The sequence below is a fragment of the Paenibacillus sp. J31R30 genome, assembly GCF_059692115.1.
On the sequence record NZ_JCAUAV010000002.1, the window covers coordinates 366,675 to 378,423 of the forward strand.

11 protein-coding genes are annotated in these 11,749 nt (G+C 44.7%); 8 read left to right on the top strand and 3 right to left on the bottom strand.

Features of this window, described 5'->3' with window-relative positions; translation table 11 throughout:
• Positions 1 to 122: 122 nt before the first annotated feature.
• Positions 123 to 896, top strand: a complete 774-nt coding sequence (locus AC58QO_RS07580; RefSeq protein ID WP_497264692.1) for a TerC family protein — start codon at positions 123 to 125, stop codon at positions 894 to 896.
• Between the two features lie 35 nt (positions 897 to 931).
• Here AC58QO_RS07580 and AC58QO_RS07585 read toward each other — a convergent pair whose 3' ends face one another.
• From AC58QO_RS07585 to arfA, 3 genes are all read right to left on the bottom strand, one after another.
• Positions 932 to 1,369 carry a DUF6376 family protein gene (locus tag AC58QO_RS07585; RefSeq protein WP_497264693.1) on the bottom strand — a complete coding sequence of 146 codons (438 nt, stop codon included), beginning with the start codon at positions 1,367 to 1,369 and terminating at the stop codon, positions 932 to 934.
• Between the two features lie 101 nt (positions 1,370 to 1,470).
• Positions 1,471 to 2,250, bottom strand: coding sequence for a sporulation protein (locus tag AC58QO_RS07590; protein ID WP_497264694.1), 780 nt, complete (start codon positions 2,248 to 2,250; stop codon positions 1,471 to 1,473).
• A gap of 124 nt (positions 2,251 to 2,374) precedes the next feature.
• Positions 2,375 to 3,886 (bottom strand): arabinosylfuranosidase ArfA, encoded by a 1,512-nt coding sequence (gene arfA / locus AC58QO_RS07595; RefSeq protein ID WP_497264695.1) that lies wholly within the window; start codon positions 3,884 to 3,886, stop codon positions 2,375 to 2,377.
• Between the two features lie 140 nt (positions 3,887 to 4,026).
• On the opposite strand from arfA, the gene AC58QO_RS07600 reads away from it, so the two are divergent.
• The 7 genes from AC58QO_RS07600 (at position 4,027) to AC58QO_RS07630 (ending at position 11,733) form a co-directional block, all read left to right on the top strand.
• Positions 4,027 to 4,923: an ArsR/SmtB family transcription factor gene (locus AC58QO_RS07600; RefSeq protein ID WP_497264696.1), complete on the top strand. Its 897-nt coding sequence runs from the start codon at positions 4,027 to 4,029 to the stop codon at positions 4,921 to 4,923.
• A gap of 135 nt (positions 4,924 to 5,058) precedes the next feature.
• Positions 5,059 to 6,207 (top strand): serine hydrolase domain-containing protein, encoded by a 1,149-nt coding sequence (locus tag AC58QO_RS07605; RefSeq protein ID WP_497264697.1) that lies wholly within the window; start codon positions 5,059 to 5,061, stop codon positions 6,205 to 6,207.
• 223 nt (positions 6,208 to 6,430) lie between these two features.
• Positions 6,431 to 7,192, top strand: coding sequence for a DUF975 family protein (locus AC58QO_RS07610; protein WP_497264698.1), 762 nt, complete (start codon positions 6,431 to 6,433; stop codon positions 7,190 to 7,192).
• Between the two features lie 13 nt (positions 7,193 to 7,205).
• The gene (locus tag AC58QO_RS07615) at positions 7,206 to 8,231 is read left to right on the top strand and encodes a hypothetical protein (protein WP_497264699.1); all 1,026 of its coding nucleotides are present in this window, start codon (positions 7,206 to 7,208) and stop codon (positions 8,229 to 8,231) included.
• Between the two features lie 11 nt (positions 8,232 to 8,242).
• Positions 8,243 to 9,070: a DUF8832 domain-containing protein gene (locus AC58QO_RS07620; RefSeq protein ID WP_497264700.1), complete on the top strand. Its 828-nt coding sequence runs from the start codon at positions 8,243 to 8,245 to the stop codon at positions 9,068 to 9,070.
• A gap of 165 nt (positions 9,071 to 9,235) precedes the next feature.
• Positions 9,236 to 9,514 (top strand): hypothetical protein, encoded by a 279-nt coding sequence (locus tag AC58QO_RS07625; protein ID WP_497264701.1) that lies wholly within the window; start codon positions 9,236 to 9,238, stop codon positions 9,512 to 9,514.
• 455 nt (positions 9,515 to 9,969) lie between these two features.
• Complete coding sequence (locus AC58QO_RS07630; protein WP_497264702.1) at positions 9,970 to 11,733, top strand: glycoside hydrolase family 2 protein; 1,764 nt, start codon at positions 9,970 to 9,972, stop codon at positions 11,731 to 11,733.
• Positions 11,734 to 11,749 lie beyond the last annotated feature (16 nt).

Sequence of the window (11,749 nt, forward strand, 5' to 3'; positions counted from 1 at the left end):
TGTAGTGAATGTGTTTAAAGCAGAAAAAGAGGGGATGGTAATAAAATCCTAATTTTCAATACAACTTGCGTTGGTAGTTAGACTTTGCAGAAATGATATTAATAAGAGAGGGGAAGTAGAAATTGGAATCAATCTGGCTGCAGTATGCATGGACATTATTAGTTCTCATTGGCTTGGAGGGTTTGTTATCTGCAGATAATGCGCTAGTTCTAGCGGTAATCGCGAAACATTTGCCGGATGACCAAAAGAAGAGAGCCATTAATTATGGCATCTTGATGGCTTTTATTTTCCGATTTGTTGCTCTTTTCGCGATTTCTTTTATCGCTAATGTTTGGCAAGTGCAGGCGCTTGGGGCGGCCTATCTTTTATATCTCGGATTAAAGCACATCATACAAGCACGCTTGAGTAAAGGAAAGAATGTTCTTCATGGTGAAGAGGCGAAAGAGTCCGCTGGGAAAGGCTTCTGGCCAACGGTAGGAAAGATTGCATTCGCTGATCTTGCATTTGCAATTGATTCGATTCTTGCTGCAGTAGCTCTTGCGCTTGGTCTGCCAGATTCACCGCTAGGCGATTTCGGCGGAATGGACGGAGGCCAATTTATCGTGGTCGTACTTGGCGGCATCGCTGGGTTAGTTTTAATCAAATATGCGGCTGCGTGGTTTGTGAAGTTACTTGGGCAACGACCTGCTTTGGAGACAACGGCTTATGCGATCGTAGCCTGGGTAGGAGTGAAGCTTGCGGTAATTACCCTTGCCCATGGGGATATTGGCTTCATCGATCATAATTTCCCGCATAGCACGGGGTGGACTCTGATCTTCTACGGAGTCTTGGTTGCTATTGCCGTTATTGGCTGGTTTACTCCAGGCAGTAAACAATCCCAAGCTGGTCATACCTAAAATGAAACAAAAGAACTTCACCTATGGTGAAGTTCTTAAACGCCTAAATTATTAATTCGATTGAGTAAGCTACTGATATCACTAATTGTCGTGAATATGCGTGAATTTTGAAGTTTATCAAGTGCCAAATGACCATTCACTATCACTTTATCGATCTCATCTAATAATATCTTATTTTTGTCCACTATTTGTTGATGAACATCCTTTGCAATCGAAGGGACACTGCTTAAATTGAATTGTTCGATTTCCTTTTTTAATCCATTTAATTGATTCTCAAGCTCCTGCTTTATCTCTGGATTCGTTGCGGCTTCTTTCATCTTTTGAGGTGCTTGTTCTGCAAAATTACTTAATGTCGTAATGTGCTCAGAAGCTTGATTTACATAATCGATTGAACCCGTTGCCTTTTCTAATAAAGAGCACGCACTCAACATCATGGTTGAAAGAATGAGTAGTAATAACAGTAACTTCTTCAAATATTTTTCTCTCCTTAAGTTTGTTATTGTTTTTTACGTTTTTCGATACAAAGGGTTTCAAATAAAGAAGCCTTTCCTCAGTGGGAAAGGCTTCTGATATCTTATACATAATTGCGGATCAAATCGGCAAGTTCACCAGCAACGTAGTTCGTTCCAGAGGCTAGTTGATTGCGGTCGAACCGTACTCTTACAAAATTCTCATCCATACCAGCCGCTTCGGCGAAGAGGCCGGCTAGCCCACGCGCTTTGCGATCGATTTGGAGCAACAGCTCGACACCGTTCTCATCCGGGAAGAAGATGATTTCCAATTCATCGAGTTGTCCCCGGAATTGCGTAGTGGGAACGAATTCGAATTCTTGAACGAAAGGCAATCCGTTTATTCTGCCATATGCCGGCGCATATTCGCATGTCACCTCACGGAGTCGGAAACCAAGCTCTTCGACAGCCCCCAGTATAACCGCGGCATGCGGGTGTGGTCTTACTTGAAGCTGATCATGATCCTTCGGATCAACCGCTTCTTTAATATCAAGTCCGGTCTGTATCCAAACAGGAGTTCTCCCCATCGTCGCTGGTGTTACCGCTGGAAGCTGGAACGAGACGGGTAACTCGTAAACTTGCTCAGCCTCAACCGTAAATTTCCCGGTCAGCTGGAATTTGGCCACGGCTGCTTCGACTTGCACTTTAGTATCGTTCTGTTCTTTCACGTAGCGTGTCATAACGAAAGCGTAAACGTCATCAATCTGCTGATCTACGCGCCCCCCTTGAATCCGGACGACGCCGCTGATCATATCCCCCGCATTCACCTCATCTTCATGGAGCATAAGGTCTACTTGGGCTGCGCCAATCCCGACGCTTGCTAACATTCGTTTGAACATGGTCATGTGTAAAGTTCCTCCTTGGCATTCATATATTCACTGATACGAAGTAATGAGCAAGAGGTTTCAGAATTTGTCACTAAAAATGCAACTTTAGAAGAAATTGGCTATTACGGATATTGGCTGATTACTACCCTCTTTTAGTTTGCAAGCGAATGACGTTCCAAGATGCTTTGGCAAGTTGGCTCGTGACATATCCATTATCTATGTGGGATTTACCTCCCCAGTGAGGAGTTACATGGTTTGGATTCGCCTTGGTATTCATCGCTTTCAGATCTTCATGCTCAAGTACGATATGCTCGATCAAGCTGACATCTCCGAAGCTGCGGATATCAAGCTGCAATTCCATCGTTTCTGTCAGATGACGATTCACAGCGAAGATCGTAATATGCCCCTGCTCCTCATTGTATATGCAAATCGATTCAAGATAAGGAACATCCGTATAATCTTTGGAATCGTATTTCGGTGAAGAATTGACAGTATGAAGTACAGTTCCTCTGCCATAAATAGAAGCATGAAGGAAAGGATAGTAGGTCGTTTGCAGCCACAGCGGACCACCTGTTTCTGTGGTAATCGGTGCGATAACGTTAATTAGTTGAGCCATGCAAGCCATTTTGACACGATCAGCATGCTTCAATAACGTAATAAGGAAACAGCCAACGGCTAATGCATCTTCATGTGTATACACATCTTCGAATTCTGGCGGAGCAACCTGCCAGCGCTCTGTCGCGCGACTGGTACCAATGGAGTTCCACACATTCCATTCATCTAAGGAGAGCATAATCTTCTTTTTGCTTCGCTTTTTGGCCTTCACATAATCGCAAATGGATGCGACACTGTCGATGAACTGATCGAGATTAAGCGATGTGGCAAGGAAATTGGAAGTATCATTGCTATTGTTATTGTAGTAAGCATGTAAGGATAAATAATCCACATTCTCATAGCTCAAATCGAGAACGGTTGCTTCCCAGTCTGCGAAGGTGCTCATGCCGCTAGAGGAGCTGCCGCAAGCAACCAATTCGATGGTAGGATCTACCCAACGCATAACTTTTGCCGTTTCATTGGCGAGGCGACCATACTCAACGGCTGTTTTGGTGCCAATTTGCCATGGCCCGTCCATTTCGTTGCCTAAGCACCAGGTTTTGAAGCGGTGAGGTTCCTTGTAGCCGTGTGAAATTCGCAAATCACTATAGTAGGAGCCTGACGGATGATTGCAGTACTCGATTAGATTTCTGGCATCGTCGATGCCGCGTGTCCCGAGATTGACCGCCATCATGACCTCTGAACCAACTAATTTCGCCCAATCCGCGAATTCATTGGTACCGATTTCGTTCGTCTCCGTTGTCCACCAAGCGAGCTCTAGGAGGCGTTTACGATCTTTCTTAGGTCCAACGCCATCTTCCCAATTATATCCGGATACAAAGTTGCCTCCTGGATATCGAATGATAGGAACTTGCAGCGCCCGAATAGCTTCGATCGCATCTTGTCGGAAACCATTCGCATCTGCGGTAGGGTGACCTGGCTCGTAAATGCCGCCATAAACAGCTCGGCCTAAATGTTCAATGAATGATCCGTAGAGGCGAGGATCGACGGGAGCCTTAATAAAGTTTTTGTCAATGAGCATAGTTGAACGTAAAGACATTGGGTGTTCCCCCTAAGGATTAGTATATTTGTGAATTCTGAGTTTGTTAATTTCTCTTATATTATGTATGATAATAAGTATAACGTTCAAGCATAATGTTTAGAATTAATTAAATTGCTAATTCTGAGAGGTGTCATTCGATGTATCTAAAGACGGATTCTGCGTCACTCCAGGTTTACGAAGCATTGGCGAGCGAGGTTCGCCTCAAAATCATAGATAAATTATTCGTTAAAGAAATGCATATTAAGGAGCTTGCTGCAGAGCTCTATCTCAGTAGTGCGATTGTAAGCAGTCATGTCAACAAGCTTGAACAAGCGGGTCTTGTAGGCAGTAAAATGAGACGAGTTAACGGTGGGACCTACAAATTTTGCTTCGTGAATACGGAATATTTGCAAGTCAAGCTGTCTCCTGAAAGAACAAATAGCTATAAGGAAGTGTCCGTGCCCATCGGACATTATACCGATTATGAAGCATGGCCGACATGTGGCATTGCGAAGACGGAGAAGATCATTGGCCACTATGATAATCCAGCCTATTTTATGGATCCGGAAAGGGTACATGCAGGAATTCTTTGGTTAGCCAAGGGATTTGTCGAGTATAAAGTGCCCAACTACTTGTTAAAAGATCACGTATTAAGAGAAATAGAAATTTCGCTGGAAATTGGATCCGAGGCTCCTCAAGTGAATGAAAACTGGCCCTCCGATATCTGTTTCTCTCTCAATGATCAATTGCTTGGTACTTGGACAAGTCCTGGCGATTATGGGGAATCGAGGGGCAAGCTGACGCCTGAGTGGTGGCATTCGGATGTGAATCAATACGGGCTGCTAAAGGTGCTTCGCATTACTGACAATGGTACGTACATTGATGGTCAACGTCTTTCAGATGTGAGCATCCGTGACCTGCGGGTAGACCCGAATTATTGGAGCTTCCGAATAAGTGCGGAGGATATCAAACGTGGACGCGGCGGGCTGACTCTTTTCGGTAAGGGATTCGGGAATTATGATCAAGATATCTTGTTGAGATGTTACTATGAGTAAAAGTCCATGACGAAGAAATTAGGGTAGGCACGAAGGAGTTACAGGATACATAAGGAAATAGTTGTTATCAAGAACTAATCACCTATGATTCTCATACAAATCTTGGTTCTCATATCGGAAAGGGTGAAGAATTTCATGGAACGATTGCAAGAACGTTTAACGCCGTTATTAAAGGAATGGATCGAAAAAGGACCTCCTGGATGTGCCTGCACCGTGATCAAAAATGGCCAAGTGGTGTATCAGGAAAGCTTTGGATACGCAAATATAGAGCTGAAAAAGAAGATAGAAAAGGACACCATCTTCCGCATTTACTCCATGACTAAGGTGGTTACCTGTGTAGCAGCTTTAATGCTGTACGAAAAGGGACTGTTTCTTCTAAACGATCCGCTCGAGAATTATTTGCCTGAGTTTAAAAATCTGATGGTCCACCGCTATAATGAATTCGGCGTAAGATCAGTATCTCCGGCGGCTTCTCCGATCTTGGTCAAAGATTTGTTTACCATGACTTCGGGGTTCACTTACGGAGGGGACAATTTAGAAACCGAACGGTTGACACGCTCGTTAATAGAAAATGCTACAACGATGGATATGCGCTCGTTATCTAAAGCACTTGCGGAGATTCCGCTCGCATTCGATCCTGGCACACATTGGAAGTATGGGACGAGCCACGACGTCCTTGCGGCATTGATTGAAGTTTTGTCTGGTGAAACACTAGGTCAATTTATGAAGAAGGAAATTTTTGACCCACTGGGGATGACTGACACTTCATTCCGTATTTCGGAAGATAAACGGGATAGGCTTAGTAAAATTTATAATCGCGCAGATAATGGAGTGCTGACCCCTAATAACGATACGGATGTTCCTTATCAGCCTGAATGCAAATATGAAAGCGGTGGTGCTGGTCTACGTTCAACCATCGGCGATTACAGCCGGTTTACGCAGGCACTGGCGAATGGCGGCGAGTTGGATGGCGTGCGGATTCTTAGCCGGAAGACGGTGCAATTGATGGCGACCAATCACTTAAGTCCACAACAGCTCCAAGATTACAATTGGCCTCACCATAGCGGATATGGGTATGGGCTAGGCGTTCGAGTTATGATAGATCCTGCAGCTGGCGGCTGTAACGGTTCGATAGGCGAATTTGGTTGGGCAGGTCTAGCTGGATCCTGGGTATTAATTGATCCGCAGGAACAACTGTCCGTTGTGTACATGCAGCAAATGCTGCCGAGTCTAGAGCCGTATATTCATCCCCGTCTACGTTCTGTTATTTACGGATCGCTATAGTAATGATGATGAAGGCCATAATAGGGGTATAGAAGGCTGCTGCCTCTGGCTGTCGAGAACGTCTCGGCAGCTTTCTTTCTGTTGATTTGAGTTAAGTCGAAACCGTATTAATCACTTCAATGATCCAAGAAACTTAATGTATTCTTTGGTAAAAACAGGTACTGTTCTATGACTATCTGCGATAAAATAAGATGGTATATAGGCATACCTTAGGAGGGGTTTTGTGGATTGGTCGCGTAAAGAGTTAAAAAGTAGAGCGAAACAAGTACTACGTACTTCGTATTGGAAGGCATTTCTGGTCAGCTTGCTGCTTGCCATAGTTAGCGGTGGGATTCCGGGTTGTTCTGGGAATTCGGGAAGTGGCTCGTCTTCGTCTTTTAACCTCTCTGACATGAGTGGAGGGTTTGGCGATGTATCCGATGGTGTAGGTGCAATAATTCTAATTTTCATCATTATTTTTGCGAGTGTAGCTGGATTGGCAGCAATAGCTTTCAACATATTTGTGCTTGCTCCGTTCAAGGTGAATGCACAGCAATATTTTAAACAAGCCTCTCAGGGGGAGGTCGATATGCATCATCTCCTGTATGCTTTTGGCAAAGGCAGATATTTAGGTATTGTGGCTGGGATGTTCTGGAGCGCGTTACTTAATTTCTTATGGTATTTATTGCTCATAATCCCAGGCATTGTGAAGACTTATGCGTACAGTATGGTGCCATATATTCTTGGTGATAATCCGACCATTGGCAGGAAGAGAGCTGTGCAGCTCAGCAATCAGATGACCCGAGGGTCTAAATGGCGGATGTTTGTTCTTGATCTATCTTTTATTGGGTGGTTTCTACTCGGTGTCTTAGCGCTAGGCGTAGGTGTGTTGTTCGTATTACCGTATTATAATTCTACGAAAGCAGAGTTATATTTGGTTTTGCGTCAACAGGCCATTTACGATAAATTGAGCACCCCTGAAGAATTAAACCTACCTATTTCATAAGGAGCTGATTATTGTGTCTATCCCAACGACGGTTAGTCCCCTAAAAGCAAACACAGCTACGGCTACGTCCAAGCACTCAATCACAATGATTATGGGCATGTGGTTGATAATCGGTTTATTCATTGACGGCTTCGCTCACAATCATGGCGCGGTAGAAACCTTTTTTACACCGTGGCATGCAATTCTATACTCGGGCTATTTGGCTTGTGCGTTTTGGATTTTTATGATGATTCGCTCGAACAAAATAAGCAGTCAATCTCCCACTTGGATCGCGGCGATCCCCGTAGGGTACAAGCTTGGTGTAGCGGGGGTTATCCTCTTCTTTATCGGTGGACTTGGTGATATGTACTGGCATACCGTCTTCGGCATTGAGGTTAATATTGAAGCCCTGCTAAGCCCGACGCATCTTCTGTTACTCGCAGGTGCCCTCTTAATTCTGACAAGTCCTTATCGTGCGATTAGCGCTGCTGAAAAGGGTACTGCTCCTACGTTTCGCCAATTGTTACCGGCGTTAACTTCGATTGGGCTAACGTTTACCGTGTTCGCTTTCTTCCTGATGTACGCATGGTCGTTTCGCCAGAACTTATGGATGGCTAGAGATTATGACGCGATCGCAAGAGCCGTCGTGGATTTCATGCTGACAACGATGATTCTTGTAATTCCGTTGATGTTTGTCCTGCGAAGATGGAAACTCCCATTCGGTACGGTTACTTTCTTTTTCCTATTTGAGTCGATCTTCCTGGCCGTTTTGGACGGATTTAGAAATTACGGATCGATTATCATCCTGCTCATAAGTGGGATTATCGGTGATGTGCTGTTCCGTGAAATCAAGGAGAGGGAAGTGACAGACTGGCGCTACAAAGCCGTTTTCTTCGTTCTTCCTGTGATGATCTGGGGGCTCTATTTCGCTAATCAGAAATTATTTCATACGTTGGACTGGTCACCTGAGCTCTGGGGGGGAACGATTTTCTTGTGCGCTTTGTCCTCACTTGGCTTAAGTATTCTTGCAGCACCAGTAACGTCATCCAAAAGCGAATGAAGTGGCATGGAATGGTATTACTAGGCTTGACGGTCTTCGTAACAGCTTGCGGTTCAGCTTCTACAACGACGATTGATATGTCTGATATGTCTGGCATGTCAGGGATGACGTTGGCGCCGTCATCCGTCACACATCAGCATAGTAATGATACTATTGCCCGTTTTTCACTGGACTCACCGAATTATTTACCGAATGAACTGTCGAACATCACGATTTTGGTTCAAAATAAATGGAATCGTCCCATCGAGAAATTCGATGTGATGCACGAGAAGCTCATGCACCTTATCGTGGTCAGTAAGGATTTGTCCTATTTCGAACATCTTCATCCAACCTATGCTGGCACTGGGCGATTCGATGTTCAAACGAAGTTTCCAGCAGGAGGTTATTATCAGCTTTTTGCTGATTATACGCCAACTGGCTTAGGGGAAACCGTACAGTCCCATTGGGTGACGATTAACGGTAAGGCACCGAAAGCTGTTAAGCTTCAGCCAGACAAAAGCTTAACCAAACAAATAGGTGACAAGGAAGTCACCCTAGCCTTCGATCATCTCATGGCGGGAATGACGCTGGACATGGTGTTCACTTTTAAGCAGGGTGCAGGGAAAACGCCTGTTACGAATTTGCAGCCTTATTTGGGAAGCGTAGGCCATGTTGTTGCGATTAGTGAGGACGGCAAGGAGTATGTCCATGTACATCCCACGGAAACAGCAGCTACTTCGGGCCCTGCCGCGGCGTTCAAGATTCTTTTCCCCAAAAAAGGGATCTACAAAATTTGGGGCCAGTTTCAGCAGAATAACGAAGTTTTCATCGTTCCCTTTGTAATTCAAGTAAATTTGTAATATAAAAGAAATATTGTAGTCATCTGACATACATGTTAATCGCTTATAATAAAAGACGACCCCCTTTTAAAATATAAACCTTTAGACCCGCAGCCCGTTGCTGTGGGTCTCTTTTTGTTCACTTATGGTACAATAGGCGATATAACCAGATTAGGAGTGAGAAGAATGACTGCACCCATGAATGAGCAGGAGCTGTTACAATTCATTATCAATAAAACAAAGGCCGATCCGAAACAAATTGAGCTTGTTCTGAAACATGAAAAAGCGTTCATCGCAAAAGCTGAACAAGGCTCGAAAGGCCCTGTCGATATTGATAGCGACGACTTGATCGATCATATTCTGAGCCGTCCCGATGTGAAGTTGAGTGAGCTTGCGGTGGACACGATTCTAGAAGCAGAGATGGAATATTTAATGAAAAATGGCATGGCCGGCTATATCGACTAAGTCATCATAGGCATGGTAAGGAGAACCCTCACATAGCTGCTATGTGGGGGTTGTTTGGCATGACATCTGTCTAATCAGTAATAGTCCTAAAATGCCGACTTAATCGAGGCCAATCCACCACTTCTTCTACTTTAATCCGATTTCGCCGAACTATTGACCCGATTTTCATGGTTGAAGCTGATTATGAGCATTTTAAGTGGGTAAAATCGAACTACAGGCACGAATCTCCACCAACAGTCGCAAATAAGCAGGCAAGTTCGGACTACAGCTGCATCAAGCTCACAATGGGGGACGGCGGCGGTCTACTCACGGTCAACACAGTCTCATGTAGTTAACTTTCAAGTTAATTGAATAACACGTATTGACTTTACTTACGTGCGATTGCATAATGAAATCAGGAATTATTACGTTATTTAATTAACTTTTAAATTATCTATTGGAGGTTTTCCACCACAATGAGCAACCAACCGAGAGCTGAATACCCGAGACCGCAATTTGTACGTGATAGCTGGGTTAATTTGAATGGCGAGTGGCAGTTTGAATTCGATGATGCAGGTGTTGGTGTGCAGCAGAAGTGGCATACAGGCGATAAGGATTTCTCGCAGACGATTCAAGTGCCATTTGCTTTTCAAAGTCAATTAAGCGGTATTGGTAATAATGAATTCCACGATATCGTCTGGTACCGCCGCGAGCTTGAAATTCCACAGGCTTTTGAAAATAAGCGGATTCTGCTTCATTTTGGAGCTGTCGATTACTTGGCATCGGTTTGGGTGAACGGCATCCTGGTAGCCACGCACGAAGGTGGTCATACGCCTTTCCATGCGGATATTACAGACGCTCTCCAGGACGGGTCCAATCTGCTCGTTGTAAAGGCTGTCGATTTCAGCAAAGATGTGACGCTGCCACGAGGGAAACAATATTGGAAAGCGGATTCCGCTAGTATTTTCTATACGAGAACCACGGGAATTTGGCAAACGGTTTGGATGGAGGCCGTATCTGCGAGCGCTTACTTGGAAAAAGTGAAAATGACACCGGATATCGATGCGAAGCAGATTGAAATCAGCTACGAAATCGATGGTATCAACGCACATTCGACGTCCAAGTATCAGCTGAAGGTTGATATTTCTTTTAAAGGTGAACTAGTCTCCGAAGATGTGTATGGCATTCGAAGCGGGACTGGAGCACGGAAGATCCGTTTGAATGATTTCAATGATCATGGATTGGGTGGTTGGTGGACGCCAGAGAAACCCAATTTATACGATGTCACCTTCACACTTCTGATGGATAACGAGGCCCAGGATGTGGTGAGCAGCTACTTCGGGATGCGGAAAGTTTCGATCGAGGATGGCAAACTATGCTTGAATAATCGTCCTTATTTTCTGAAAATGGTGCTGGATCAAGGCTATTTCCCCGATGGGAATTTGACGCCGCCGAGCGATGAAGCGATTAAGCAAGATATCGAGCTTACGAAGGCGATGGGCTTCAATGGGGCTCGGAAGCATCAGAAGCTGGAGGATCCAAGATTCCTCTATTGGTGTGATGTGCTAGGACTCGTCGTATGGAGCGAAGCAGCGAATGCGTATGAGTACTCGGACAAATACGTGGGTCAATTTACCAAAGAATGGATTGCCTCAATGGAAAGGGATTATAACCATCCGTCGATTATTGCTTGGGTACCGCTCAATGAAAGCTGGGGTGTTCCGAATATTCAAATCGATAAACGCCAGCAGCAGCATGCTTTGACGATGTATCATTTGAGCAAATCATTGGATCCGATGCGCCCTGTTATTTCGAATGATGGCTGGGAGCTTGTGACAACCGACTTATTCGCTATTCATGATTATGAGTGGCGGGAAGAGGTGCTCAGTGAACGATACAGCTCCAAGGAAAAGGCAGTCCATGCGATGCCGGCGAATCGACGTTTATTCGTGGAAGGCTTCCCCTATCAAGATCAGCCAATTCTAGTAACTGAGTTCGGCGGGATTGCGTACAAGAAGAGTGATTGGGAGGGCTGGGGCTACTCGGGAGCCGATAACGATGAGGATTATGAGCAAAAGCTGCGCGCCGTAATTCGTCCACTCCTGAACTCTGGTGTTGTTCAAGGCTATTGTTATACGCAATTGACGGATGTTGAGCAAGAGATCAATGGGTTGCTTACCTATGATCGCAAGCCGAAAATCCCTGTTGAACTTATCAAAGCGATTAACGATCGTCATTAATAAGCAAAGCCGAGGC

Bases quoted from the DNA above. Each gene is read 5' to 3' on its own strand.
- arfA (WP_497264695.1), bottom strand. From the start codon at position 3,886: ATGTCTTTACGTTCAACTATGCTCATTGACAAAAACTTTATTAAGGCT.
- AC58QO_RS07600 (WP_497264696.1), top strand. From the start codon at position 4,027: ATGTATCTAAAGACGGATTCTGCGTCACTCCAGGTTTACGAAGCATTG.
- AC58QO_RS07605 (WP_497264697.1), top strand. From the start codon at position 5,059: ATGGAACGATTGCAAGAACGTTTAACGCCGTTATTAAAGGAATGGATC.
- AC58QO_RS07625 (WP_497264701.1), top strand. From the start codon at position 9,236: ATGACTGCACCCATGAATGAGCAGGAGCTGTTACAATTCATTATCAAT.
- AC58QO_RS07620 (WP_497264700.1), top strand. From the start codon at position 8,243: ATGGTATTACTAGGCTTGACGGTCTTCGTAACAGCTTGCGGTTCAGCT.
- AC58QO_RS07590 (WP_497264694.1), bottom strand. From the start codon at position 2,250: ATGACCATGTTCAAACGAATGTTAGCAAGCGTCGGGATTGGCGCAGCC.
- AC58QO_RS07630 (WP_497264702.1), top strand. From the start codon at position 9,970: ATGAGCAACCAACCGAGAGCTGAATACCCGAGACCGCAATTTGTACGT.